This is a genomic window from Paenibacillus sp. FSL A5-0031 (genome assembly GCF_001956295.1).
In the GTDB taxonomy this organism is placed as follows: Bacteria; Bacillota; Bacilli; order Paenibacillales; family Paenibacillaceae; genus Pristimantibacillus.
Map to the genome: position 1 here is coordinate 17464 of NZ_MRTD01000029.1, position 26963 is coordinate 44426.

19 protein-coding genes are annotated in these 26963 nt (G+C 44.4%); 6 read left to right on the forward strand and 13 right to left on the reverse strand.

Annotated elements, in window-relative coordinates; all coding sequences use genetic code 11:
• Positions 1–183: 183 nt before the first annotated feature.
• From BK120_RS31695 to BK120_RS31705, 3 genes are all read right to left on the reverse strand, one after another.
• Positions 184–1335 (reverse strand): response regulator, encoded by a 1152-nt coding sequence (locus BK120_RS31695; RefSeq protein WP_076271463.1) that lies wholly within the window; start codon positions 1333–1335, stop codon positions 184–186.
• Positions 1316–3145 (reverse strand): sensor histidine kinase, encoded by a 1830-nt coding sequence (locus tag BK120_RS31700; RefSeq protein WP_076271464.1) that lies wholly within the window; start codon positions 3143–3145, stop codon positions 1316–1318. Before BK120_RS31700 ends, BK120_RS31695 begins: the two co-directional genes overlap by 20 nt.
• 160 nt (positions 3146–3305) lie before the next feature.
• A complete protein-coding gene (locus BK120_RS31705; RefSeq protein ID WP_076271465.1) occupies positions 3306–5234 on the reverse strand; it encodes a 3'-5' exonuclease in 1929 nt (642 codons plus the stop codon).
• Between the two features lie 186 nt (positions 5235–5420).
• On the opposite strand from BK120_RS31705, the gene BK120_RS31710 reads away from it, so the two are divergent.
• Entirely contained in the window at positions 5421–6257 is an 837-nt protein-coding gene (locus BK120_RS31710) for an SHOCT domain-containing protein (RefSeq protein WP_076271466.1), read from the forward strand.
• Between the two features lie 79 nt (positions 6258–6336).
• Here BK120_RS31710 and BK120_RS31715 read toward each other — a convergent pair whose 3' ends face one another.
• The 4 genes from BK120_RS31715 to BK120_RS31730 form a co-directional block, all read right to left on the reverse strand.
• On the reverse strand, positions 6337–6663 hold the full coding sequence (locus BK120_RS31715) for a nucleoside triphosphate pyrophosphohydrolase (protein ID WP_076271467.1): 327 nt from the start codon (positions 6661–6663) through the stop codon (positions 6337–6339).
• A 122-nt stretch (positions 6664–6785) separates the two neighbouring features.
• Positions 6786–7784 (reverse strand): FecCD family ABC transporter permease, encoded by a 999-nt coding sequence (locus tag BK120_RS31720; RefSeq protein ID WP_083682680.1) that lies wholly within the window; start codon positions 7782–7784, stop codon positions 6786–6788.
• Positions 7777–8787, reverse strand: coding sequence for a FecCD family ABC transporter permease (locus tag BK120_RS31725; protein ID WP_076271469.1), 1011 nt, complete (start codon positions 8785–8787; stop codon positions 7777–7779). Before BK120_RS31725 ends, BK120_RS31720 begins: the two co-directional genes overlap by 8 nt.
• Before the next feature lie 78 nt (positions 8788–8865).
• Positions 8866–10821 carry an AraC family transcriptional regulator gene (locus BK120_RS31730; protein ID WP_076271470.1) on the reverse strand — a complete coding sequence of 652 codons (1956 nt, stop codon included), beginning with the start codon at positions 10819–10821 and terminating at the stop codon, positions 8866–8868.
• Between the two features lie 263 nt (positions 10822–11084).
• On the opposite strand from BK120_RS31730, the gene BK120_RS31735 reads away from it, so the two are divergent.
• Both BK120_RS31735 and BK120_RS31740 read left to right on the forward strand, forming a co-directional pair.
• Positions 11085–14633, forward strand: coding sequence for an Npt1/Npt2 family nucleotide transporter (locus BK120_RS31735; RefSeq protein ID WP_076271471.1), 3549 nt, complete (start codon positions 11085–11087; stop codon positions 14631–14633).
• Between the two features lie 129 nt (positions 14634–14762).
• Positions 14763–15386: a sensor domain-containing protein gene (locus BK120_RS31740; RefSeq protein WP_076271472.1), complete on the forward strand. Its 624-nt coding sequence runs from the start codon at positions 14763–14765 to the stop codon at positions 15384–15386.
• 736 nt (positions 15387–16122) lie between these two features.
• Here BK120_RS31740 and BK120_RS35050 read toward each other — a convergent pair.
• From BK120_RS35050 to BK120_RS31760, 4 genes are all read right to left on the reverse strand, one after another.
• Positions 16123–16326, reverse strand: a complete 204-nt coding sequence (locus BK120_RS35050; protein ID WP_144376901.1) for a hypothetical protein — start codon at positions 16324–16326, stop codon at positions 16123–16125.
• 616 nt (positions 16327–16942) lie between these two features.
• Entirely contained in the window at positions 16943–18628 is a 1686-nt protein-coding gene (locus BK120_RS31750) for a type 2 periplasmic-binding domain-containing protein (protein WP_076271474.1), read from the reverse strand.
• Between the two features lie 105 nt (positions 18629–18733).
• Positions 18734–20344: a response regulator transcription factor gene (locus tag BK120_RS31755; protein ID WP_076271475.1), complete on the reverse strand. Its 1611-nt coding sequence runs from the start codon at positions 20342–20344 to the stop codon at positions 18734–18736.
• Complete coding sequence (locus tag BK120_RS31760; RefSeq protein ID WP_256711081.1) at positions 20322–22163, reverse strand: cache domain-containing sensor histidine kinase; 1842 nt, start codon at positions 22161–22163, stop codon at positions 20322–20324. The genes BK120_RS31755 and BK120_RS31760 overlap by 23 nt, the downstream gene beginning before the upstream one ends.
• A 141-nt stretch (positions 22164–22304) precedes the next feature.
• Here BK120_RS31760 and BK120_RS31765 point away from each other — a divergent pair, with 141 nt between their 5' ends.
• The 3 genes from BK120_RS31765 (at position 22305) to BK120_RS31775 (ending at position 24736) form a co-directional block, all read left to right on the forward strand.
• Positions 22305–23255 carry an ABC transporter permease gene (locus BK120_RS31765; protein WP_076271477.1) on the forward strand — a complete coding sequence of 317 codons (951 nt, stop codon included), beginning with the start codon at positions 22305–22307 and terminating at the stop codon, positions 23253–23255.
• A gap of 15 nt (positions 23256–23270) precedes the next feature.
• Positions 23271–24143 (forward strand): carbohydrate ABC transporter permease, encoded by an 873-nt coding sequence (locus BK120_RS31770; RefSeq protein WP_076271478.1) that lies wholly within the window; start codon positions 23271–23273, stop codon positions 24141–24143.
• Between the two features lie 179 nt (positions 24144–24322).
• Positions 24323–24736: a DUF5412 domain-containing protein gene (locus tag BK120_RS31775; protein WP_372239035.1), complete on the forward strand. Its 414-nt coding sequence runs from the start codon at positions 24323–24325 to the stop codon at positions 24734–24736.
• Between the two features lie 419 nt (positions 24737–25155).
• On the opposite strand, the gene BK120_RS31780 is transcribed toward BK120_RS31775, so the two are convergent.
• Positions 25156–25986 (reverse strand): carbohydrate ABC transporter permease, encoded by an 831-nt coding sequence (locus tag BK120_RS31780; protein ID WP_076271479.1) that lies wholly within the window; start codon positions 25984–25986, stop codon positions 25156–25158.
• A gap of 12 nt (positions 25987–25998) precedes the next feature.
• Positions 25999–26898, reverse strand: a complete 900-nt coding sequence (locus BK120_RS31785; protein ID WP_076271480.1) for a carbohydrate ABC transporter permease — start codon at positions 26896–26898, stop codon at positions 25999–26001.
• Positions 26899–26963: the final 65 nt, after the last annotated feature.

The window sequence follows — 26963 nt, forward strand, 5'->3', positions numbered from 1 at the left end:
ATCTCTGCCAATTGGCTTGAGAGCTTACTCTGTATTTGATAGAGCCCAAGTTCGGCAACGTTAACAGCACTTAAGCTCAAGTCTAATAGGCTGCGATGAAAGAATAATAAAAGATTTTCGCGTAAAACGACAAAAACCGCGCAGCATCAAGGCTTCGCGGTTTTTGCAACCTTTTTAAAATATTTATTTGCCGCCTTCGGATAGTCCGCTGACGAGAGAATCATATAACAAAAGCAGGTCTTGGGATGGACGAATGCCCAGTTCCCTCTTGAGAAGCCTCACGTAGTCCGTGTATTGAGCGGTCAGACCCTTCTTATCCCCTTCTTGTCCATGCTTCTTCATCAGCAGTCCGACGACCGATTCTTCCAATGGATTGCGGGCATGCAGCTTCAGAAGAAGCTTCGACGCAGCAGCCGTGTTCGACAGGGTGAGCAGCGTCTCTGCTGCATTTTTGACAAAAGAAGCATACCGCTCTGACAGCCGATCCGTCTCATGAATTGCCCATACGTAAGCTTTGCTGCCGAACAAATCACCCGTATAAAGCCTTTCAACGATAAGTGCTTCTTCCACGTTGCCCGCGTCGATACTTCCCAGATTTTCCGTTTGACGCTCGAACTCCACGTAGTCAATAACTGCATCGTCCAGTTCCAGCGCATAACCGTCATTCTCAGAACGAATAGCTTCCCGGAGCCCTATCGGCTCCAATGATTTACGCAGCTGGTACACGGTTGTATTTAAATATTTTTCGGCATTCATGCTCGCCATACCGGCGAATATATCTGCAACCAGACGGGAGCGGGAAATTCGTCTGCCTCGATTCAGCAGCAAGTAAGCAAAGAGCTCAGCACTCTTGCTGGAAATCCACTTTACACGTCCTGATTCATTGCGTACAAAAAAGTCGCCCAGCGTGGCAATGCTAACACGGCTCATACCCCGAATCGCAGTATCTGCTTGCTGCAGCGGTTGAACGATTTTCCTGCTCTCCAGTGCCCGGTTAATCGTCCGCTCCAGCCGCTCCTGAGTCACCGGCTTCACCAAATAATCAAGCACGGACAACTCATAAGCTTCTAGCGCATAATCCTTATGCGAGGTGACGAACACGATTTGTGTCTTACAGCCTGCTTCGTCCAGCCTTGCGGCGAATGTAAGTCCACTATCACCCGGCATAGAGATATCCACGAACGCCAGCTCGACGTCGGGATTTTCGCTCAGAAAGGCAGCCGCAGCATCCGTATTCAAAAACGTTCCCGTCACCTGAAGCTCAGCATATTTCACAAGCATCTTCCGCATGATTAAGTGCATGACGGGCTCATCGTCAATCAATATAACTTTCATCAGCTATCACCGCCGTTCCTTCCCTTTCAATCGTGCCGCCGCGACTAGATGAGCCGGACAACGTAAACAAAAATGTTGTGCCTACGCCAGGCAAGCTATCGAACCTAAGACTGCCGCCATGCATGCGAAGAAATTCTCGGGTCAATACAAGACCAAACCTCATCTCTCCACCATCTTCTCCACTGGCAAATCCGGGCTCCTTGAAAAACAGTTCATCATGATGCAGCAGCTGTGCTGTCTCCTCGTCTATCCCGCTCCCATTATCGCGTACAGTCACCGTCACCTGGTCCCGATCGATAGATGCATTTATCGCAATTTCCCCGCCAATGTCCGTGTACTTAATCGCATTTGAAAGCAAATTCCGGAAAATGAGATCGAGCATTTCTTTATCTGCATTCACTGTCAGCCTCTCGTCGATATGCTCTGTGATACTGATGTTCTTCATGCCAGCCCTTGCTCCGGCTAACGAGATGGCTTGGCGAACGACCTGCTGCAAATTCCACGTGAGCGGCCGAAACGCCACTTCCCCATTCTGACTGCGATACCAATCGAGCAAATTATCAACGAGATGATAGGTACCGCGAACTTGCCTCCTAATCTCTTGAAACACTTCAGCATTCGCGATGTCGGTGTCGCTCGGCTCATCGCCCAGCAGCTCAGTCAAGCTGACAAGAAGAGCGATCGGATCACGGATATCGTGAGCCATTACAGTGAACAGCTTATCCTTGAAGGCATTCAGCCGAGACAAACGTTCAGACTTCTCGCGCAGCCTCTCCTCGTTCTCCTTCAGCTCCGTAATATCGCTGAGCATCAACATTTTTCCAATAGGGGTCACACCTGTATCATAAATATAATCCAAGCTGCAAATATAATACCTTTGCCGATCGCCTTGCAAGCGCTGAAGCGAAAACCGATCATCTCGGAATTCCGTTGCGGCAATTCGCTCGAGCAGCTCAGGGCAGTCTGGCAGCAAGTCCCTGATGAGAGCAGGAAAACTTTTTGCCGAGGCAAGCTCAGGAAACACTTCTTCTGCCGCGCGATTGTGGTTCACAATCTGATCCTCATAATCGAGCAGGACAACACCGTCGCGTATGGTATCGAACATTTTGGCATATGCAAGAGGTGTTAAACGAAGCAGCCTAAACCGGAAAATGCCCCAAGCATAAACAACGCCCGATACAGCGAAGCCGAGTGGTGTGAAATCGATAACTTTGCTGAACATATAGGCGATATTGAACAGCATAGGAGCGGCCGCGCCCAAAATAAGGACGACGATCTGTGTCCTCACGATTGGCAATGCGCGCAAATACATGGGTATAAACAAAAGAATACCGAGAAGCAGAATTGTATAATTGTAGATCGCATGTACGGAATACCATGGACCCTTCACCGTATTGTACAAGGGAACCGTCTTGATTGCGTTCAGGACGTATTCTTTGTAAATAAGATGATGCCAATCGTTAGTGAGATGAAGGAGGAAAGTCGCTGTTGGGACGATAAATAGCAAGATCGCAAGCCGCTTCCGGTAGCGTGGCGCAAGTCCTGTGAACTGGATAACGAGCAGCAGCCAAAATGCAGAGACAAAGGGAATACCGATGTACTCGATCTGTAGAGAAAACTTCACACCGCTTAAGCTGTCGCTAAAAATCTCAAAGGTGTACCCGAGTGCGTAAAAAGACGCCGTTGTCATCATATAAATCATGGTCCTCGCCATCTGCATATGACGGTTCCGGTAGGAGAGGAACGCCACGAACAGCATTACTGCGGTCGCGAAGCACAGCAATATTGACATCCATTGTCTTGTGTCCATGACAATGCCTCCCTTTTTTTCGATTCGTCTATCATTCGACAAAGTTCTTCAAATTCCTTGTGAAGCCTCAGCCAACCCTCTTCAAGCTCTCGACAGCAAAAAAAGGCTGTCCGATGCGTTATCGGACAGCCTTTCATTAGCATGGAATTAGCCTTTCGCTTCATCCCATCTTCTTTATAGCATGCTCCTGCTTCAGCCGCTGCTGCTGCACTTCGTCCAAATAAAGCGTAAACTTGGAATCCCCGCTGTAGGAGATGTGCAGCCAGTCCAATGCGCGTGTCATTGCAATATAAAACAGCGATACTTCCCGCTCCTCCACTTCTTCCAATGAGAACGGCATGTTCTCGGCATTTACGATGAAGACCGCTCGGAAATCGAGCCCCTTCACACTGTCAATGTCCGATACGTTAATCGCATCGCCGGCTATGTCTGATTCCTGGTTCAAATCAGTATTTTCTGTGATCCAATATACGGGTAACCCTTGCCCCTTAAGCGCCCTCTTGATCATATCCGTGAAGGAGGAGTAGTAATTGTCTTTCACTCGATATAAGATGACCATCTCTGAATAAGCAATCTTATGATGGTCATGCAAGGATCGCATTTGTTCAATGACAGTCTTCATCTCTTCCTGAAAGCTCCCGCGACGCTCCAACATTGGCTCAGGCCCGCTTCTCCGTGTACTCTGAGGAGGTATAATTTCTACCCCTTTCGACACTCCGTACTGAACCTTGTTCTGAAACAGAGAATGCCGTTGATAGAAATCCCAAGCAAACTGCGCGATTTGAGCCGTGTTGCGATAATTAACGGAGAGAATGCGTGAACGTCCGCGAAAATCAAGCCCCGTGTCCTGCAGCAAGCTCGATTTCCGTTTAAAGAACGATTGTGCCCGGTCCTCAACCAGCAGCAAATTTTGTGTCGCTGGATTAAGCAAATAACTTAGAAGCTTAAGCCATTCTGGCTGAAAATCCTGACCCTCATCAATAAGGATTGCTTCATAGGTAGGTAAAATAGCTTCCTTCTTCTCCAGCTTGCCAATAAGCTTAGCGACATCCGTATCTCTCACGTTCAGCACTGCTCGCAGCCACTCATGAAAATTATAGACCTCGACGTTTTGGTCGCGAGGCTTGCCTTCCTTTTGCTCCGCTAGTCTAATCCAATCAAGCAAATCCTCCGGTTCCTCCATCTTCCGGTCAATCATTTGCCGAAGACTTCGGGACAAGGCGATGCTGCTGCAGAGGACTAGAATCTTCCAGTCTGGATGATGATTGGCCAAATGTTTGGCTCGGCTGGCGAGGACAAGCGTCTTCCCGCTCCCCGCCACGCCGCGGATAAGCCGATGGCGATCACCAAGCTGTTCTGCCATATTTTCCTGATGCAGATCCATACCCTTAATATTGTGATGCGACAGGACGAACTGCTCCTGCTGCTTCTGATTTGTAGGCTGCAGAAATTCCGCGCTGATCCGCGCCTCAGGTATGAGGTGATTACGAATCTGCCTGATCTCCTCTTGCGATAAAATGTAGCTGCTGCGCTTGCGTGCCGTAAACATGCCATGGATCTTCTCAATGAGGGAATCGGCTGTAAATCCAGCATCCTCAGGGTCAATCTCGTCGCGGCAAAGCACAAATTGCTCTGCAATAACATCGTACAAACCATTTTCTATAAAATCCTTCTGCTTCAGCCGTGTAAAAGCCGTTCCGAAGCCGTTCGGAAATTTGAGCTGTCCTTGAAATTTGCCTTTCTGTTCAATGAGGCTGTCATCATTTCTTAGCTCGCCCGCCACCTGCCGCAAGCTCTCCCTTGCTTCTTGATAAGGGTTCATTACAGCTTCGATCTGACCTCCAGATGCATGCAAACGCCACTCGTCACGATCAACCTCGAATAGAGCAGACCTCGTATAGTCCTTCACTTCAAGAACGACCAATCCCAGATCTGGGCCTATGATTACGAAGCCAGGGCGATTCCCCCCAATTTCCGGTTCAAAATAAACCGCATAATCGCTCGGCAGATAATCCTTCAGCGTACGAAACAATAACCGCTCCCCAGCAGTCGCACTCGTCCGGATAACCTCTGGGACCATATATGCCATTCTCTTTCACCTCGAATTCGATTTTTTCTGTTGTTTTTAGTATAAACCATCTTTAAGCGTTTGGCAGGAGAAAATGGAGAGAAGATTGTTATGACAAATTGAAGATTTTCATGGTACGATATTCCTAATAAGTAAACGAATGATTAAATCCAACCATTTGCGTTCATTTTTGATAGGGGAGAAACGATGTATAGAAATCCATCTGTATTTTTTTTGGCAGTATTTTTGCTTGTCGGTATTATTGGTTTGTTTGCGCGTCATGAAACCATCATGCTAATTGGATTTTCAGGTTTTATATTATTCACACTTACTGCCGCTAATCGGAAAAGCAAAAATTATTATCAATTATCGATAAATCTTGAAAAACAAATTAAAGATATGGTGCCAGGTATAAAAGATTTTAAACTTTCACAAGAATTTATGTCGGTTGATAAAGAAAGCTATATTGCATTGGATGAAACAAATAAAAAAATATGTATCATTTATAATCAGGAGACTAATACTGAGCCTTTATTAAGCAAAAATGAATACAATTACAAATGCGAGATTTTCTTCTATAAAGATATTTTACAGTCAACCATTCTTCATGACAGTTTTACAGAAACCTCTTCCTCACGAACGGACATCATTGGCAGAGCTTTGCTTGGCAGATCTATGGCTGGAAATACTGGAGCTATTATTGGTGGCCTAAGCGCTTCAAGAACCACTTTTGATCTAATCAAGAAAGTTCAACTTCTTATCGTTGTTAATAATATGTCAAAACCATTCCATCGCATTACGTTTGAGAATTTCCCAAAGGGCATTACTAAAGACAATATAATGTTCAAATCCGTTGATAATGAAATTACGCATTGGCATGCTATGTTGAGTTTTTTAATTAAGCAAGTGGATGAAACGGAAAAGCAGCCTAACGCTAATCAAATTTCAGTTGCCGATGAATTATTAAAACTTTCCTCATTGTTGCGAGATAATCTTATAACGGAAGATGAATTTAAGCAGCAGAAAATAAGGCTATTAGGATAGAAGCATGTTCAATCGTTGCTGCCATTAGCACGGAAAATCCCCCTGAATTGTTCAGAATACGGGGGGATTTTCTTTTTAGCTAGCTCTCCTCCACCTCCATAAGATATATACGTTCCTTAAAGCTTCCGCGCTTTTCTGCTTTCTCCGCACGAATTTGCTCCAGCTTCTCAATCGTTACGTCGTGGAATTCAGCAAGCGCATGAAGCAGCTCCATAATATCCGCAAGCTCCTCGACCGATTCCGTTTTAGAATCTGCTTCAAGGTATTCATTCGTCTCTTCTACCAGCTTCGTACGCAGCTCTTTCAGATACTCTTCGTTCTCAAGTATTCTCGTAGTGAACATTTTACCTTGTTTCGTTATGATTTCTGGAATCCGATCGCGGACTAATTTATTATAAATGGGCATAACTTGCCTCCTTGTTATATTAACTTTTTTTGCCTGCTTGGCTATAAAGCTTCCTAGAATGATTATACAAGAAAAAACGGCGACCATAATCGGTCGCCGTTCTTCTTTTTAAGCGAACAACATCATTTAAAAGCTTTCCGTTTAAACAAAAGGTACATAAAGAACGGAGCGCCTATACCTGCGGTAAAGACGCCGGCTGGAATATCAAGCGGTTGGAAAAGCATTCTCCCCGCCAGATCAGCCAATAGCAATATCATCGCACCCAGAAGAGCGGATACTGGGATTACTAGTTTATAAGAATGGCCGATAAGCTTTCTAGCCATATGTGGAGCCAATAAACCTAAAAAAGAAATAGTTCCGGCAATTCCGACCGCTGCTCCTGCAAGCGCTACGCTATAGAACATCAGAATCATACGGCTTAATTGAAGTCGACTGCCTAACCCGATTGCCGTTGCTTCACCTAAGGATTGTACGTTCAGCTCTTTTGCATAGAGAATGGATAATGGAATGAAAATGGCGACCCAAGGCCACAGCACCTCAATATATTTCCAACTCGTCCCGTAGATGCTTCCCGTCATCCAGTTCAGCACTTGTGCAGCCAAATAGGCTGGTCCGCTAATAAGCAGAAATATCGTAAGTGCCCCCATTGCAGTCGATATGCCAATACCAATAAGTACGAGCCTGAACGGTGAAACCCCATTTTTCCAAGCTAGCGTATAGTTTAGAGCAGCAATAACGAATGCCCCCGCGACAGCTATAAAAGGAATCCAGTGAACACTGTATCCTGTGAATAGCGTCATAAAAGCTACAACCGCAACTGACGCCCCGCCGGTCACACCCAGCAAATCTGGTGATGCAAGCGGATTCCGTATCACGCCTTGAAGCACAGCACCTGCAACCGCCAAGGCTGCGCCGACTAAAACAGCTGCCACAATTCGTGGCATACGAAACTGCATAATAATTAAGTCGCTGCCCTCTTTATTTTTACCCAGCAGTGAAAGGAAGATTTCCTTAACAGGAATGCTTACACCGCCTATGGATAAACAAAGAATAGACAACGCAATCAGTGCGATGCTTAATATTGCGAGTATTAAGATAGATTTGCCTATTCCTCTATGCATGTTTACTCCTTCTCGCCACATAAATCAAGAAAGGAACACCAATAAGCGCAGTAGCTACACCTACAGGTACCTCCTTGGGCATAAGGATAAACCGCGAAGCGATATCAGCGAATACGAGGAGGATTGCTCCTACCAACGCACAATAAGGAAATAACCAGCGATAGTCATTTCCAACTATATATCTGCAAAGATGAGGCACAATTAATCCAATGAACGCAATTGGCCCAGCCACCGCTACCGAGCTTCCTGCTAGAAGTACAACAGCAAGGACAGATACAACCCGGATAAGCATCATTCGCTGACCAAGGCCTTTGGCACTATCATCGCCCAAAGCCATCACGTTTAAAGACCCTGCCAATAGCAGCGCTAGGACCCATCCTAGCAGCATATAAGGAAATACGATAGTTAGATGATTTAATTGTCTCCCAGATACAGAACCGACCATCCAAAACAATGCCGAATCAAGAGATTCTTTATTTATCAGCATAATGCCTGAGGATAGAGAGGAAGCAAAAGCAGCTACAGAAGCCCCGGCCAACGTAAGCTTAATTGGCTCAAAACCGCTTCTCCCCTGCATTCCCAGTGTAAAAACAAGCAAAGAAGTAGTGGCTGCTCCTGCTAAAGCAATCCAAACCATTCCGTTCATGGTTAGTGAGGAGCCTAGCATAGCCAAGCTGACAACAATAAATAGAACAGCGCCTGAATTGATGCCAAATATAGATGGAGAAGCTAACGGATTTTTGGTTAACACTTGCATGATTGCACCCGCAATAGCAAGACTCGCCCCTACTGCTGCCGCAATTAATGCTCGAGGAACTCGCGTATTTCTAATAATGAGATGTGCATCCGAACCGTCAAATTGCGTATAGGCACGCCATAAATCTTTTAATTCGAATTGATGGATGCCATATAGAATACTAACGAGCATACCGATAAGCAGCAACACGGCGCCTGCCACCAGGCTCACCAGCTTTCTTTTACGGCTATGGAGCCTTAATGCCATGTTAACTTCACCCCTTTCATCAAAAATAAGCTGACGTCTGATAGTCACGACGTCAGCTTGCTGACTAACAATGCTAAGCTACTTTACATCAAAATAGGCAACAATCTCATCCAGCAATAAATTTGCAGCCTTGTAGCCTCCAGCAGAATTCCAAATCGCTTCATCTACTTTTATTACCTTGTTGTTTTGCACGACATTTAGTTTTTTGAATAACGGATCGTTCATCCACTCCTCTACCACCTTGGATGCATCTGTCTTCCCAGCTGCCTCCGTGACGAAGTAGAATAATACGTCTCCATCCATGCTTGGAATAGTTTCTTTGGACATCACTTCAATAAATGAATCCTTATCCTGCGACTCAGGCCGTGCAAATCCTAAATCATTTAAGAGTACGCCCGAGAAGGTTTGCTTCTGATAGATTCGTACCTGGGAAGCGGAGAAGCGTGCAACCGAAATTTTCGTATCCGCTTTGCTGCCTAGCTTCGCTTTCACTTCAGCAACACGCTTGTCGAAGTCAGCCATCGCCTTTTCGCCTTCTTCCGTCTTATCCACGGCTTCCATATAAAGCTTAAAGTTGATTTTCCAATCTCCGACCAAGTCCTCTGCGAATACGGTCGGCGCGATTTGGCTTAGCTGATCATATATTTTTTCCTGTCTGACCTTGTTCCCGATTATTAGATCTGGCTTCAGGCTCGCGATCATTTCAATATTCGGCTGCAGTTCATCGCCTACAACGGTAACGTCCTGCATCTCATCTTTGATATGGTCGTACCAAGGGTCGCCAATCCAAGATTGCACCGCTCCGATCGGTTTAATGCCAACAGCAAGAAGGGCTTCCGTTCCTTCGTTCGTAAGTATAACAACACGCTCAGGCGCGCCAGTTATCGTTGCTTCCCCCATCGCATGTTTTACTACGCGGGTAACATTTGCTGGTGTGGAGTCGGTTGCAGCTGCTTCAGACACATTAGCGGTTGGTGCAGACGACCCTCCATTTGTTGAACTCGTATTTGACGTACCCGCAGAGCAGGCGCTGAGAAATAAAACAAAGCAAAGCAATAATGATGCAGCCATTGGTGTTCTTGATCCTCTATACATTTTGAATATTCCCACTTTCTTGTATTGATAATGATTTTCATAACCATTACCACTATAACGCCTGATTCTGCGTGGGACAATTGTATATCTTGAACGATCCACAGGATTATTTTGAACCTTTGCTTTAAATTGACCAAGCGACATGCCTACATGTTTTTTGAACATGCGATTGAAATAACTGTCATCTGAGAAACCTACGCTCTCGGCTATTTCTTGCAGCGTTGCATCTGTATTTTGCAAAAGTTCCTTCGCTTTGTCGATTCGAACAGCAATCAAATACTCAATGGGACTTTTGCCTGTCGCATGCTTGAATTTCCTTGATAAGTAACTGACGCTGCAATCCAGCAGCTCTGCAAGCTCGTCCAATGTTACCCGGTCTGAAGAATGCTCATGAATATAACGAACCACTTGTGACACGAGGTCCACCTTTTGGGTCTTCACGTTTTGACTGCTCATTTGACTTAAAAGCTCATAGGCAAATTGATAGAATAACGTTTTTATATGTAATTTCTCCAATAGTTCTGGCTCACGCCATTCCTTGCTCATTAGCTCAACACTATGATATAAGGGGATCGGATAATGAGGCACAAAGCTATATTGCAGTTGGAATGGGTTAACCGTCTCCATTAGCTTCATTAAAGGTTGGCGAGAAGGCAAAGCGAGAATAGCTTTATAAAAAATCATATAATATTCAAAAGCATCATGAGCGGTAATATCAAGGCACATTCCTTTGCCGCCATGCAAAACATGAAATCGATTCACCATGTGCATCGTTCCATCCGACCACATCTGCGCACTGCCGCGAATCGCATAAAAAAAAGCGCTGGTTGGCAAGCGATACGATCGCAGCTCCTCGCCTGGTTCCATGACCGTATGGCGTATATCCATCACTTTGATCGAAGCATGATTCCATAACATTAGGTGATCACTCATTTTCATCGTGTCGGATCACTCCCTTCTCCCTGTGAAAGCATTACATATAAACATTCATTATCATTATAAATGATAGCGATTATCATTTGCAATGTCTGACAGCATAAATCATGACATTATTTTTAGCAAAGAATCTACTACTTGCTCCAGAAGACCATACGTATCGCGCAGTATTCTAGCAAATTTTGTTCCAATATGTATTTTCTTCATATATACTATTCTTCTTAAGCTATTGCGGGCAGGAAGAGAAACGGAGAGGAACAAGTATCATGTCTAAGAAAAGTATCATTAATCCATTCACTCTGCTCTCACGTCAATTTCAATCCGATCGAACGGAATATAGCAAAATATTTTATTTATTCGGTTATCTGTTTTTCATCGTCGCTGCTTCTACTTTCAGTCGAACAGCAGCAGATACTTTATTTCTCAGCAGATACGACGCATCCGTCTTATCGTATATGTATTTGCCCCAAGCAGCCACCCTTCTCTTAACCGGATTTATATACCAAAAGCTATGCGGACGCTTCCGCACCGATCAACTCGTTGTTAGAGTTATAATCATTGCTTCTGTGCTGGCACTTCTTTCGCGACTTGCTGTCGGGATCGGCTTCAGCTGGATTTTCCCCGTCATCTACGTCGGATATGATGTACTAAACTTTTTGATGATCGTCTGCTTCTGGCAGTTTGCGACCTCCATTATGGATCAGCGCAAAGCGAAACGCATGATTGGTTTTGTAGGAAGCGGTGGACTAGTTGGCGGTATTTTGAGCGGCTTTGGTCTAAAGCTGCTGGTACAGCCGTTAGGAACCGAAAATTTAATCTTCATCTATGCCGCTGCGCAGCTGCTTTGCCTGCTGTTTGTCCTTAAGCTGCTGCGTGGAGTGCCAAATCCTGCCGAGTTTTTCGCGATTAAATCTACTGTTAAAAAGTTATCCAAAGCACAAACGCGAGCCGTTGAAGAGAAACAAGGCTTATTCCAAAGCGTGCCTCATCTTAAATATGTGGCGATCATGGCCAGTACGCTCACAATCTCCCTGACGCTTATTGATTATCAATTCAAAGTTATTCTTCGCGGTACCTTGCAAAATGAAGAGCTCGCCAGCTTTATGGGCAGCTTTTATGGATTTGCGGGATTGCTCGCGCTATTTGTTCAATTATTCATTTCCGGCAAAATGATAACCCGCTATGGTGTCATGACTGCCATTCTTGTTTTTCCGATCGTCTTGTTTACAGGAAGCTTCGCTCTCCTCATCATGCCTGTGCTTGCCATTGCAACTGCAGTTAAAGCAAGCGATAAGGTGCTTGGCGATACGATATACTCCTCCGTAAGTCAGCTCATCATGTTTCCCGTTGCTCCCGAATGGCGCGGCAGAGCCAAAGGTTTCCTCGATGGCATCGTACGAAATGGTGCCAAAGGAATCGCGGCAATCAGTCTCATTGTGCTTTCGCAATGGTTCGCGATTGAGCAAATCAGTTATTTTATTCTTGCGTTGATTGGCTGCTGTATAGTTGCGGCGATAAAAATTAAGAAAAACTATTTAAGTATGCTGCTATCAACCCTTCAATCCAAAAGCATGGACCTTCAAGATGAGCCGGATTTCGTAGATCCTGCGAGTATTCAGATTTTAGCCGGAGCGCTGCATAGACATGACAAGCAGCAAGCTTTATATGCTTTTGCGATTCTTAGCGGCATTCAAGAATTTGATATGAATGAGCAGATCACGCCTCTGCTTCAGCATCCCGTTCAGGAGCTGCAAATCGAGGCATTGAAATACCTTCAATCCAGCACGCCTGCCCTTGGTGAAAAGAAGCTTGAAGCCCATCTTTCTTCATCATCAGTTATCATTCGCGCCCATGCCATCCTTGCCTTATCTGCCTATGCGCTGGAAGAGCAATTAGATCGCATTACTGCCTATCTGCATGATGAGGATGTTCATATACGAGCAGCAGCCATCGTCGGATTAATTAAATATTACGGCATAGAAGGCATGTTCCAAGCCGTCGGCGTATTAAAGGAGCTGCTCAAAAATGGACAGGAAGAAGAGCGTATTGCCATGGCAGGCTTGTTCGGACAAATTGGCATTGCCAGCTTTTACAAACCGTTGATCCCGATGTTCGAGGACTCCTCCCATCTCGTTCGTATACGGGCATTGGAGTCTGCTTCCACATTGCGAGTACCCGAGCTGGTTCGGTTCATTATTCCGCTTCTTGATGATAGCAAGGTCAGGCTTCAAGCTACTGCTGCATTAACAAGCTATGATGAGGCCATCATCATTCCTATACTTGAAAGCCGCATGACTGCGAAAGAGCTTAACCTTCATTTGCCACGTGTATTAGAGGAAATTGGAACACAAGCTGCACTTGATGCCTTATTGAGGCATTATCTGCTCTTTTCCAGCGAGCTTAGGGAGAAAACGCTTGAGTCTGCAACTCGGATTCATGCTGGATCCAATCAGGTTGACAAAAAACATGCTGAGCATTTGATCGATCAGGAGATTTCCTATTATTTTAAATGGGTGGAGCAACTTGCACTTATCGGTAATAGAAATCGTATGAGTGATCTAGCTGAGGCGATTGAACAGATGCGGGTTCGTCATGTAAAAAGGATTTTCCAGCTGCTGGCCTTTCTTTATGACTCAAGGTCCATTCACGCTGTGTATGCCAATTGGCAGGATGGCAATGCTAGGCAGCAGGCTAATGCCATTGAAGTAATTGACCAGCTGCTTAAAGGGAAATTGCGGACTGACATGACAAAAATCATTTCATCGTCTTCCACTCCCGGAGAAGAAGCTCCCTCGGAATTGCATGTTAAAGAAGCAATACAGTGGTTTTATGATCAAGGCGATCCTTGGATTAATCTAAATATTGATTATTTAACACAATCAGACGATAAGCTTATGCAGGATTCACTTATGAAACAAATTCATTTGCTCAAACGTGTAGCTTTATTTGCTGGTTTAACAGGCCGTGATTTCTTCAACATCGCGATGCGCCTGCAAAAGGTATGGATAAATAAAGGAGTCGAAATCGTTCGCGAAGGAGATGCTGGTGACTCTCTCTATCTTATTGAACAAGGCCGTACAGGCATTTATATCCATGGCCACAAAATAAATGAGCTCAGCGCTTACGATTATTTTGGCGAGATAAGCGTCATCACGCAAAGAGTTCGCTCTGCAACCGTTATAGCGGAAGAGAATGTCGTCCTATACGAGCTGACTTCGAGTGCATTTTACGAAATGATTTTTGATCGAACCGAAATTGCTATGGAGCTGATGAAGCAGTTGTCGCTTCGATTGCGCAACACCAATGAGAAGGTTTCAAGAGCCGTTCTGGATACTGCAATAGAAGAAGCCGCTGTCGAGGATCATGCTCTTGCGTCAATTGAAGTTGAAGATCGAAACGAGACGATTATTAGGCGTATTCTTGTGCTGCAGAAGATTAGCCTTTTTGCCCACTGCTCACAAGAAGACTTTATAAAACTGGCTCGAATGGTGGAAGAATCCGTGTATGAGCCCGGTGAGAGAATTTGTGGCATTGGTGAGGATGGTGACACCATGTACGGAATTATTGAAGGAAAAGTGCAAGTGCATAAAGGGTCTGAGCAGCTTGCAACACTCGAGGTTGGACAATGTTTTGGTGAGATGGCCATCATCGACGGACAGCCGCGGTCAGCCGATTGTACAGCCATTAGCCGCACCATTTTGCTGGAACTGACTAGAGAGCAGGTATTTTCTTTTTGCTTCCAAAAAATTCATGTTTTAAAAGGCTTAATGCGCGTGTTGGTTGAGAGAACGCAGGATACAGAGCGGTTGGTCTGAGTTTGTTTTCCAAAAAAACGATAAGAATACTAGACCAAAGTCGAGCACGCTATCCAGTCTTTGGATCAATGCTTAAGTAGAATGATCCCTCTATACTGAAGGAAGTGTTGGTATGAGAGGGGTTTAAACATGCAAAAACAAAGTGCCGTAAAAGCTTGGGCCATGCTTCTAATGTCGCTTCCGAAAGGAATCATAGCATTTGTAATAGCTGTTGCAGGTTTATCAGTAAGCTTGCCGCTGATCATCTTATGGGTTGGATTGCCCATGTTGTGGGCGACACTTGCAGCGTGTCGCTGGTTGATGGTCAAGGAACAACAATCTACTCTAGCTTGGTGTCGAAGTAATTCCCAATCGCTTGATCGGGTAGACGAACAACTAACCCTTAGCTGGGAAGGCTCGCGGTCATTGTTTCGTCTTCTTGGAAAAGGTCAAACCTACCAAGGTATTCTGTACAGCCTATTGCAGCTTCCGATAGGTATTATCGGGTTTACACTAGGGATTGTCCTGCCGGTTACCGCCTATGCAGTCATGCTTTCCCCATTTGCCTATAAGGTGAGTGCAGACTTCTTCAACTTTGATCTATTTCAGTCCACCTGGACCTTCTTTCCTTTTTACGCAGAAATTACTTCTGCACAGCGCTCTTGGATAGCTGGCGGGATCGGCTTAATACTCGTATTTGTACAACCGATGTTATTGCGAGCGCTCGGACGCATGTATGCCGCATATATTCAGATGATTTCGAAGTCCATTTAGCCACTACGTTACACCATACAAACTAACCCAGCATCTTATTAGGACATTATCACGATGGCAATTGTGGTGCTGGAACAGCTATTTTTTTAAGCATGCTGCATACTGCTGCATACTCGAAATAACGGACATGCAACAATCATAAGCATAAAACGGTGCTGGGCATTCTTAGGCTTGCACCTAACGGACATAGGTTCCGCTATTTCCAACAAGCACAACCTCAAAAACATTGCTGGGCATCCTTAGGCTAGCACCTAACGGACATAGGTTCCGCTATTTCCAATAATTATGTCTAATCTAGAATTTAACGGACATAGGATCCGTTATTCTAGTAAAAAGGGGCAAAATTCAAGCACTTTAGCCCAAATAGCGGATCTCATGTCCGTTAGCTCTTCAAAAACAGCCAATTCGATACAAATAAGCGCTCTGATGTCCGTTACGCTCAAGCAGGTATACTTCATCCATCCACATAGCAGCATTCTACAACGAATCATTTGCCACACACACACAACATCCTCACCGTTCCGAACTCAGACGTCCACTACTGGCAAGCCACCATTACTGTTCCACACACTGTTGTTCGCACAAAAAAATCCGCATCTCTAGTAGCACTATTTCCTCCTCACAACGGATATTATATCCGATACGCTCAAGCAGGTATGCTTCATCCATTCCACATTGCAGCGTTCTACTCCGAATCCTTCGCCAAACACACAACATCCGCGCCGCCGCTTCGTGCTCAATCGTCCACTACGAGCAAGCCACCATTATTGTTCCACATAATGTTGTTCGCACACAAAACATCCACATCTCTAGTAGCACGATTTACCGCCACACCCTCTCCCACACCACAATCACAGTTCCCATACAATAGTCTACTCAACCACCATATTTCTTGCTTCGTTCCGCGCTCGATCGTCGTCACCATCACTCGTCCATACACAATTGTTTATCGCACCACCTACCGTTTTCCAAGCACAATCGTCATCCACGCCCACTCCCACTTCACAATCACCGCTCCACACACAATTGTTTACCAAACCCATACTACCCGCATCTTTCGTAGCATGATCATCTTTCACACATATACCCTTCAGAGCTTTTTCTCACATTCATCCATATACTCTGCGATCGAAATCATTGACACCAAATCACCTCAAAACAGTGCTTGGCATTTACAGGCTTGCACCTATCGGACATAGGTTCCGCTATTTCCAATAATTATGTCTAATCTAGAATTTAACGGACATAGGATCCGTTATTCTAGTAAAAAGGGGTAAAATTCAAGCACTTTAGCCCAAATAGCGGATCTCATGTCCGTTAGCTCCTCAAAAACAGCCAATTCGATACAAATAAGCGCTCTGATGTCCGTTACGCTCAAGCAGGTCTGCTCTATCCGCTTCACGCAGCACTGTTCTACGTAATAATCCACCTTCCAAGCACCAGCCTCTCTATCCCCCCTTTTTTATCTTGTTCATGCCACCCACCTCCTCCCCATTCGCACCGCACATCCCAACACACACAAAAAAGCCCGCAGAAGACTCTGCGGGCCAAGATCTTTATTTTTTAGAAACGGATTGGAACCACTCATTAACTTCTTTTGTGATTTGGTCTCCGCCATTTGCTTTCCAGCTGGATACAAACTCATCGAAAGCATCAACCGGCAATTTGCCGTAGATGATTTTGTTGAACGTTTCCATCTCGGATTGACGCAGCAAGTTCCATTTCGAAACCATTGTTTCTGTTGCTGCACCTGTAAAGTAGTTTTGTTTGCGAATATCCTTTTGATCCATAACGACTTTTGCTGCATACCAGTTTTCTGGTTTGCGGAATTCAGCCGTTTGTTTCTCGTAAGGTGTTTCCGGAGCAGCTCCGTCAGCAAGTTTAACCAAAGTTGTCATAAATAGATCAGGAATACGAGCCGGACCTGTAATGAACGGGAATTCGTTCGTAAATCCAGGGATTTTATCCTTGTTGCTCGTTGGTTGACCGTCTACGATATCCCAGTCATAGCCTTGTGCAAAGCCATGCTCATATTTGCTGCCAACCGTAGGATTCGCTAGGTTTTCAAGCAAGTAGTTATAGTACAAGAAAATAGCTTCCGGATGCTTCGCATCCTTGTTGATCATAATACTAGCGTTTACGCCAGAGTTCTGCCATTTTGTACCCATGTAACCGTCCGGACCTGCAGGTACCGGGTAAGCTTTATATTTGGAGCCTGGTACGTTTTTCAACAAATCTGGAGCCGGCCAATCTGGTACCCAATTCGCGCCTGGCAAGATGCCTGCTGCGCCTTTTGTCCAGCTTTCTGCTGACTTGCCTTCATCCCACAAAGCGGAGTCTGCATGGATATAACCTTTGTTCATCCATTCTTGAAGCTTAGCAAGCGCTGCTTTTGCTCCTGGATTTACGGAACCGTATTCAAGATTTCCGTCTTTATCTTTGTTCCATTGCTCTTGAACAGAACCATAAGCACCGAATAACCAATCGAGTCCGCCCATCCAAGTGTTCGTAGCGCCTTTCAAAGAAATCGCTAGTGGATAAACATCTTTTGGCGCTAGGCCGTCAGGGTTCTCGTTTTTGAATTTGTCCATAATGACTTCTAGATCTGCAATTGTTTTTGGAGCCTCTAGTTTCAGCTTCTCCATCCAATCTTCACGAAGCCAAAGCAGCGTGTTGTCATTGTTCGTGTACTCCATCAATGGCACATTGTATTTCTTGCCATCTCTTGTGAAGGGATACCAAAGCTCAGGGTTTTTCTCAGCATGGTCCTTCCAAACTTTTGTTGCGTACTTGTCAAACAGCTCATCAATTGCAATAAACTGACCAGAATCGATGAGTTGGTTAGTCAATACAGCGTTTGTTGGTACCTTTACAAAATCCGGAAGCTTCTCGCCTGAAGAAATAGCAAGTTGAAGCTTTTGTCTGTATTGATCATCACTTGCTGGATACCATGTATCCTTATGTTTAATACCAAGTGTTTCAAGCATCCAACGATCGTGGACGTTGTTTTCCTTCGTATCGCCTTTACCGCCATAGTTCTTAATCGGCATCAATACGGTGCTGATTTCAATCGGTGGATCGTATTTGCCAGCGGCGAATGCGCTATCAGCTGTACTAGTACTAGTATTCGTTGAACCTGACTCTTCTTTGTTTGCGTTCTTGCCGGTATTACCGCTGCAAGCTGTAACGAAAACGAGTCCCAAAGCTGCAAGTAGAAGCCCTGCTTTTTTGAATTTAGCCATTTTTCTTTTCCCCCTACGGTGTAAGATCCTTACATGAGTAACTTTAACAATTTGTACGGGGGGGTATCTATAGGACATTGTTAGTTTCCATAGGACTCTGTTAGGCTATTGGTTGCCGTCCCTATATTCCTGCGGTGTTACACCATACTGGCGTTTGAACACTTTGATAAAATAAGCCGGGTCCAAATAGCCGATTTCCATGCTAATTTCATAAATCTTTTTGCTTGTTGTTTTTAGCTTATGGCAGGCACGTTCCATGCGCAGACGTGATATATAATCACTTATGCCTTCACCCGTCTCAATCTTATATATTTTGGACAGATGGGTAGGATGCAAATTCACATGGTCAGCGAGCGCTCGCAAAGAAACGTCTTCGTGAAGATGCTCCTCCGCGAAATGTTGAATCTTCTTCACATAAGAAGAACGTATATCTTTAATTTCACTTGAGGTGCCGTCCTTCAGCTTCGAAAGCACGTTAAGCGACCACTTGCGCAGCTTGCTGATCGATGTAAAAGCTTCTCCGCTTTGCAAAGGCTCCATATCTGCCCCTAGCAGCTTGACCAGCGTATGCCCATTCCGATGTGCCAGCTGTGTGAACGAGGAGGCGATCAAAAATCCAGCCTCCATGCAATGCTCCCATGAGTCGGACCATCTCTCGTCGAGCTCCGCGCAAACGCCCACCAGCTTATCCTCCGCAGCCTCCCAGCGCCCCGCCTCTAATAAGCTGATCAAAGACGGCGGCATATAAAGAGCGTCCAACGGACCATGCGATACGCTTGGCTCCATATCGCCGACTCGCATAACAAATTCTCGCTCGTCCCCTACGATTTGCCTAAAGTAAGCGAACGATTTGCGATAATTATCCTGAAGCTGTTCAGGAAACTTGAAAGATTCTGATAGTACGATGGATAAGGAGCCCTTCAAAAATTGTTTTACTTTATGCTGAAGCTGAATCGCAAGCTTCTCCAAAATCTTCTCTTTTCCAGGGATTGAACCCTTATCCCTCAGTTGAAGCAAGAACACCAAATAACCATGCTCCTCCTTAACTCCCCATACTTCAGAAAATTCACTGAAGATCTCTTCCGCCATATTGATAATGGCATATTCCATCAGCTGTTGACCGTTACTTGTATATTGCCCAAATTCCTCTTCCATACGTACAAGCAGCAATGTGCAATCTCCATAACTGAACGGCAAGCCATAGCTTTCAAGCTTTCGAGTCCATTCATCAGCAGACATTCGGTAGCCTTTTAGCGCATCAATCAGCAACTGACCGCGCAGCAGCGGCAGATTCTCCCTCAGCGTATACTCCGTCCGCTCTTGTGAGCTGACCGCTTCCCATTCCGCTTGCAATTGATCAATCGCAGTCTTAACCGCGCTGAACAGCTCGTTATCCGACGGCGGCTTTAGCAAATAATCTACCGTTTGATTTTGAACCGCTTTTTTGGCAAATTCAAAGTCCGAATGTCCTGATAAAATAATACATTTCATTCTTTTATCGCGTTCTCGTATTTTCTCTATGAGTTCAAGCCCCGTCATTTCGGGCATTAAAATATCGGATATGACAATATCAATGGGATTCGTTTCTATAATTTGAAGCGCCTCATGCGCAGAGTAAGCTTTATGAACCTGCTCAATACCAAGTGTATGCCAAGGCTTGTGCATCGATAAATTCTCTACCCAGTGTGCTTCATCATCTACGATTATCATCTGCATGTTGTGTATCTCCTTGTAAAGTAGGATAAGGTCTCTGTTCTTCTCCAGATGCTGTTTCCCATACGATTTCTGTCCGAAATCCTCCTAATGGCGATTTTTTGAAGCATAAATAAGATTTATCGCCAAATTGATGAATGATACGCTGATTCGTATTCCAAAGACCGCAGCCCATTTCCTCTTTCAATGGCTCGCTCATTTTTGCATTCAACGCTTCAAGCGCACTTGACTCAAGCTCCGGCCCATCGTCATCGATATATATTTTGCATAACCCGTCTGACATCTCGCCGGTAATTCGAATTTCTCCAGATGTATAGGATTTTCCTATACCATGAATGACCGCATTTTCTACGATAGGTTGAAGCATAAGCGGCGGTATGCGCTGCTTCAGCATTTCTGCTGGGATATCTATTGTATAATCAATTCTGCCGTTGCGCAGCTTCTGAATGTCCAAATAATTAATGAGTAATTTAATTTCTTCGTCCAGCGCGGCGGTTTGTCTCTCCGTTCGAGTCGTATAGCGATAATAGGCGCTTAAGTTGTATGCCATCGACACAACCGCTTCCTGTTCTTTCATTTGTGCCATATTAATTATATAGCCCAGACAGTTATATAGAAAATGCGGATTAATTTGCGCCTGCAATTGCTTCAATGTGGCTTCCCTTGACCGAATTTTTTCATTCAGCACATTTTCAATTAAGTCTTGGATTTGTCGTGACATATCGTTAAAACGGTAAAATAAAAATGAAAATTCATTATTTACGCTTGAGCTGATCCGAAACGAGAAGTCCCCCCGCTGCACGCTTTGCAAACCTTTGATCAATTGCCTGATCGGCCGCTGCACATTACGGTAAAGCAGGATGGAAGCAGATATGCCCACAACAAATAACAAAATCATCGAAACATAAAACAAATTGCGAGTGATCGATATCGGCTTCAATATTTGGTCGAGCGGAACAACGTCAACCAAATGCCAGCCCAAATAAGTTGATTTAACCGAGCTCACCAAATAGTTCTCACCATGCAGCTTCACTACCTGCTGCGTTGTATCTTCCAGCGACTGCTCGTCCAAGTAGGAAACCAACTCTCCTGAAAGCTGTTGATCCGCACTGCGATTCGTAATCGGAGCGTCCCCTTTATGATAAAAAATCGGATCGCCTTGTCCGCCTGACTTATAGGTGTCCAGCATGTTTTGGATATTTTCATAACTGAAGCTCGCTTCAATGACCAGATTGCTGCCATTCAGTTTACCTTGCTGGCCATATGATTCGGTATAAAACCAATGGAAGTAACTGGGCTCATTCTCCGCCTTGGGTTCGCCATTGCCATAGGTCCATTTCCCGCTCATGTTTCGCTTTAAAAATTCCTCATCGTACTCTGCGGGATTGTTGTAATTTGATATCAACTCTTTGTTTTGCTGCGAGTAAACGGTGTATCTGACTGGCCATATGTTAATGACGCCTGATTGCAGTGCCATCTTCTCTTGAACGATAAAGCGGGTCTGCATGCGGTCATAACGATCTTCCCATATTTTAAGCCCATTAAATCTCTGCACATTCGGATCTTTCGAGAATGTATTGGAGAAATCGACCATCTGATTAATCCGCGAGTCAATTTGACTGGACAAAAAGGACAACTGCCTCGTGTTCGATAGCTTAAGCTCCTTGCTGACAACGTTAAAGGCCACGTCGTTTGAATACGTATACATGATCACAATGGGGATGAACAAAATTAAGATCAACCCATTCATTTTAGAAAACAGGCTAAACCGAGCACCCATCTTTCTTTTGACAAAAGCAAGACCGTTACTAATCTCCATCATTCATTCCTCCAGACGATATCCCCTAACAAAACCATATCAATCCTAACATTGTCCTATAGTCCAGTAAGAGAAATGCTTGTTACTATATATAGCAGGGTTTCTTATTATACACAAACCAATTTTATGGAACGGGGGATAGCTATGGAAGCAAACACAGAAAAGCAAGTGACTTTGGAGACCACACCACGAGCAAAAACAAAACACAAATATAAACAACCTTGGATGCTGCATTTCATGGTGCTGCCGGCGGTACTTTCGGTTTTCATCTTCTCCTATATACCGATGACAGGTATTATGATGGCGTTTCAAGATTATAAAGCTTCACTTGGAATGATGGGCTCTCCATGGGTAGGCTTGAAGCATTTTGAATACATGTTTCAAAATGATTATTTCTTGCAAATTACGTGGAACACCCTATTTTTTGCTTGCTCCAAAATCGTGCTGAACTTAATCATTCCGTTCATTTTTGCTTTGCTTCTGAATGAAGTCAGGAACATGGGGCTCAAAAGATCAATCCAAACGCTCGTCTATCTGCCGCATTTCCTTTCCTGGGTCACGCTATCCGGAATTTTGATCGATATGCTCGCACAGACAGGAATTATTAATCAATTTATTAGCAATGTATTCGGCATTAAGCCGATTTTCTTTTTGGGCGATGGCGCCTGGTTCCGCTTCACCATTATTTTTAGTGATGTGTGGAAGGAATTTGGATTCAATACGATTATCTTCCTTGCAGCGCTTGCCGGTATTAATCCAGCACTTTATGAAGCTGCTGAAGTTGACGGTGCAGGCCGTATCAAGCAAACGACGCATATTACGATTCCATCACTCATTCCAATTGCGATTGTAGTTGCAACCTTGGCGCTTGGTAACGTACTGAATGCAAACTTCGACCAAGTGTTCAACTTGTACAGTCCTTTGATTTATCAGCAGGGTGATATTATTGACACCTTTGTCTATCGTGAAGGTCTACTCAGCGGTCAATTCAGCTTTGCAACAGCCGTAGGTTTATTCAAATCGATGATCAGCTTAATTCTAATCGTAATTTCTTATCGTCTTGCTTATAAATTTGCCGGTTACCGAATCTTCTAGAAAGGGTGACAACGTATGCACCATAAAACACTGCCATACCGTATTTTCAGCATATTTAACAATGTGTTTTTGATTCTTCTTTCCATACTATGCTTGCTGCCGCTATATCACCTTCTCATGGTTTCCATGAGTGCGTCCGCTCCCGCCAACGCGGGATTGGTCACTTTTTGGCCGATCGGTTTCACATTAGAAGCCTACGCCAAGACGTTCGACAACAGCAATTTCCTAACTTCCTTGTGGGTGTCGACACAGCGGACCATCCTTGGTACGGCGCTTGCTATGCTAGTTAGTACACTTGCTGCTTATGCGCTGTCCAAAGATTCTCATATCTTCCGTGCTCGCAACGTTTATCTTTGGTATTTTGTCGTTACGATGCTATTTGCAGGCGGACTTATTCCAAGCTACCTCCTCATCCTTAAGCTCGGACTAATGAATACTTTATGGGCGCTTATCCTACCAGGTACAGTCGGCGTTTATAACGTTATTCTTTTGCTAAACTTCTTCCGTACTGTTCCTAAGGATCTGGAAGAAGCTGCTTTTATTGATGGAGCAGGCCAGCTTCGTACTTTCTTCATGATCTATTTGCCGATCTCCTTACCTGCGATTGCAACGGTTTCCTTGTTTATTATGGTCGGACATTGGAATTCCTATTTCGACGGTATTATCTATATGAAGGATGCCGAGAAGCTGCCTCTTGCAAGCTTCATGCAAACGATTATCGTTCAAAAGGATATGACTAAGCTTGATCCGCAAATGGTTGCCAATATGTCGCAAAGAACCATTAGCGCATCGCAGATCTTTATCGGCGCCTTGCCGATTCTGTTGGTTTATCCTTTCTTGCAGCGTTACTTTGTAAAAGGGATTGTTATTGGCGCGGTTAAGGAATAAGTTCTTGCTGCTTCCCAGCTCCGATTAATAAAGTAAAAAGCAGCCCGATTGGGCTGCTTTTTGTTTTATTCGGCAGGGCATTTTTTATATCTAATTGTTGTAATGACTCGCATTTCGTTTCTCCTGAGTTCAACTTATGATATTCTAATGTTATCCAAATTTTCCAGGAGGTAATATCCGTGTTCGATGAAGATATTGATGTTCAAGCGAAGACCGAGAAAAAGAAAATTTTAAAAACGCTGCTCATCATATTTATTTCTATCTGCACATTCATCACCTTAACCATTGGTTATGGTGTTTATTGGCTCTTCTATGATATGGGCAGACTGCCGAAAGGGAAATTTCTTATTGAGGCAGCTTCTCCTGAAGGGACTTACAGTTTAAAAGCGTACCTTATAAATGGAGGAGCGACTACTCCTTTTATGATTCGCGGTGAATTGGTATTCAATAAACGCAATCATAAAACCAAAAATATTTATTGGAGCTCTCACGAGGATCAAGCGGTCATCACTTGGAGCGATAACGATACCGTCATCATTAATGGTCATAGTCTTGACGTTCCTCACGATAAATTCGACTTTAGACATCCATAATGACGAGCTGCATTGCCTGCACAGCATACATTATCATTTCGAGAATGTGCGTATAGACTTAGTCTCTTCTGCCAAATGACCCCATACTCGACTCAAACAAATTTAGATCTACAATCTAGCCCTATTTTCATCAAAACAGCCCTCTTCGCAAAAATAGGACTAAAAAATAGGCTTATTACCGCTCAAAACCTGCCAATTTCCCCATAGTATCCGTTTCTGACAAAAATAGAGCTACAATCTAGTCTTATTTTCGCCCAATCAGCCCTATACGCATAAATAGAGCTAAAAAATAGCCTTATTACCGTTCACAGCCTGCCCACTAAGTACACTATGTATCATTATGCATACGTGAACGCATCAAAACGGGGCTGTCCCAAGAGGTCTAAATGACCTCAGGACAGCCCCGTTTCGTTACTATGTTATTTACCGCCGGTAAACGTAATTCCTTTTATAAAGAATCGATTGAAGAACGCATAAATTAGCAGCGCTGGAAGCGTAAATACCATCGATGCAGCCATAATGTAGTTCCAGTGGCTAATGTACTGCCCTTTGAACGTATTCAGACCGAGCGTTAACGTAAACATCGACTTATCGGACATGAACATGAGCGGCTTCAGGAACTCGTTCCATGCGCCCATGAAAACGAAGATCGTTTGAGCTGCTAATGCAGGTATGGCAAGCGGCAATGCAATGCGGAAAAACACGCCGAACCGATTAAGCCCGTCCATCTCGGCTGCCTCCTCAAGCTCCTTGGGGAAGCTAAGGAAAAATTGCCGCATCATAAAGATAAACGTCGCATTCGCCATCATCGGCAAAGTCAGTGCAGCATACGTGTTCAACAAATCGAGCTGCTTCATAATTAAGTAAGCAGGTACGATCGTCAGTTGGCCTGGGATCATTTGCACCGCTAAGATAAGGATGAACATGATCTTGTTGCCGGCAAATTCAATACGTGCTAGTGCATAACCCGCCATTGAGTTGAACAGCGTATTGCAAACCGTCGCAACAACTGCAATCAAGGCACTGTTGTACATCCACCTGAGGAAAAGCGGCTCTTTCACGAAAATATCATAATAGTTCTGCAAGGTGAATTCTTTCGGAATAAAGTTGATGCCCCCGGAAACAATCTCACTGAGCGGCTTAAACGAAGAGGAAAGCGCCCATAGAAAGGGAGCAACAGTGATGCAGCCGTATGAGAATAACAGGAAATAAAGAATCGCCTTTCCCCATTTGGATTGTTGAAATACCATCTAGTCGCCCTCCTAGTTCAGCTTTTCTTCGGCAAATAGCTTACGCTGTATCAGCGTTACGATCATAATGACAGCAGCCAGCATGACAGCGAGCGCAGAGGCATAGCCGAAGTCGAGATTTTTGAAAGCATATTGATAAATAAGCAGAGCTACGGTCAAGGTCGAGTTATTCGGTCCGCCTGAACCTGCTGAGAAAATATAAGATTGGTCAAAGAGTTGGAAGGTACCGATAATACCCATTACGACCGTAAAGAAGGTCGCAGGCTTGATTAGCGGCAGCGTGATGGAAATAAATCTCCTCCAGCCCCCTGCTCCGTCAAGCATAGCTGACTCATAAAGCGCATCAGGAATGTCTTGTAATGCAGCCAAGAAAACAACCATAAAGAATGGAGCGGTAGACCATATATTCATAAGCATGATCGCCTTCATGGCGACCGCAGGATCTCCAAGCCAGTTGTATCCATGCAAACCGATAAATTCAAGCACTCGGTTCAAAAGACCGTTTGAATTGTAAATCCACATAAATATAAGTGATAGTACCGCCGACGAAGTAATGGTCGGCATAAAAAATACGATACGGAAGAAGTTTTTGAATTTGAGCTTAGCATTCAAAATAACAGCTAGTAAAATTGCAAACACCGTTTGCAGCGGCACAACAAACAAAGCAAAGGATGCCGTGTTCTTAAGCGCTATCCAGGCTCTTTCATCGCCTGCCATACGCGTGAAATTTTTAAATCCTACCCATTTGTAACTTACTTCGCCAAGCAGATTAACCTTATGTCCCGATAAATAAAGGGAATAGAAAACAGGCAAGAACAAAAAAGTACCAAGAACTAGAATGGTTGGAAGCAGGAACAGATAGCCGGTTACGTTATTTTTCAGCTTTCTTCTCCATGAAGAGACATGGCTCATGCTGCACCTTCTCCTTTCATATCAAAATCAGAGTTTGAAGGAGGGAGCGTCTTGCGCTCTCCCTC

What these genes read in the sequence shown, in the direction of transcription:
- BK120_RS31740 (WP_076271472.1), top strand. Translation starts at nt 14,763, where the DNA reads ATGCAAAAACAAAGTGCCGTAAAAGCTTGGGCCATGCTTCTAATGTCG.
- BK120_RS31765 (WP_076271477.1), top strand. Translation starts at nt 22,305, where the DNA reads ATGGAAGCAAACACAGAAAAGCAAGTGACTTTGGAGACCACACCACGA.
- BK120_RS31695 (WP_076271463.1), bottom strand. Translation starts at nt 1,335, where the DNA reads ATGAAAGTTATATTGATTGACGATGAGCCCGTCATGCACTTAATCATG.
- BK120_RS31735 (WP_076271471.1), top strand. Translation starts at nt 11,085, where the DNA reads ATGTCTAAGAAAAGTATCATTAATCCATTCACTCTGCTCTCACGTCAA.
- BK120_RS31730 (WP_076271470.1), bottom strand. Translation starts at nt 10,821, where the DNA reads ATGAAAATGAGTGATCACCTAATGTTATGGAATCATGCTTCGATCAAA.
- BK120_RS31755 (WP_076271475.1), bottom strand. Translation starts at nt 20,344, where the DNA reads ATGCAGATGATAATCGTAGATGATGAAGCACACTGGGTAGAGAATTTA.
- BK120_RS31710 (WP_076271466.1), top strand. Translation starts at nt 5,421, where the DNA reads ATGTATAGAAATCCATCTGTATTTTTTTTGGCAGTATTTTTGCTTGTC.
- BK120_RS31785 (WP_076271480.1), bottom strand. Translation starts at nt 26,898, where the DNA reads ATGAGCCATGTCTCTTCATGGAGAAGAAAGCTGAAAAATAACGTAACC.
- BK120_RS31750 (WP_076271474.1), bottom strand. Translation starts at nt 18,628, where the DNA reads ATGGCTAAATTCAAAAAAGCAGGGCTTCTACTTGCAGCTTTGGGACTC.
- BK120_RS31770 (WP_076271478.1), top strand. Translation starts at nt 23,271, where the DNA reads ATGCACCATAAAACACTGCCATACCGTATTTTCAGCATATTTAACAAT.
- BK120_RS31760 (WP_256711081.1), bottom strand. Translation starts at nt 22,163, where the DNA reads ATGATGGAGATTAGTAACGGTCTTGCTTTTGTCAAAAGAAAGATGGGT.
- BK120_RS31715 (WP_076271467.1), bottom strand. Translation starts at nt 6,663, where the DNA reads ATGCCCATTTATAATAAATTAGTCCGCGATCGGATTCCAGAAATCATA.
- BK120_RS31780 (WP_076271479.1), bottom strand. Translation starts at nt 25,986, where the DNA reads ATGGTATTTCAACAATCCAAATGGGGAAAGGCGATTCTTTATTTCCTG.
- BK120_RS31720 (WP_083682680.1), bottom strand. Translation starts at nt 7,784, where the DNA reads ATGCATAGAGGAATAGGCAAATCTATCTTAATACTCGCAATATTAAGC.
- BK120_RS31705 (WP_076271465.1), bottom strand. Translation starts at nt 5,234, where the DNA reads ATGGCATATATGGTCCCAGAGGTTATCCGGACGAGTGCGACTGCTGGG.
- BK120_RS31725 (WP_076271469.1), bottom strand. Translation starts at nt 8,787, where the DNA reads ATGGCATTAAGGCTCCATAGCCGTAAAAGAAAGCTGGTGAGCCTGGTG.
- BK120_RS31700 (WP_076271464.1), bottom strand. Translation starts at nt 3,145, where the DNA reads ATGGACACAAGACAATGGATGTCAATATTGCTGTGCTTCGCGACCGCA.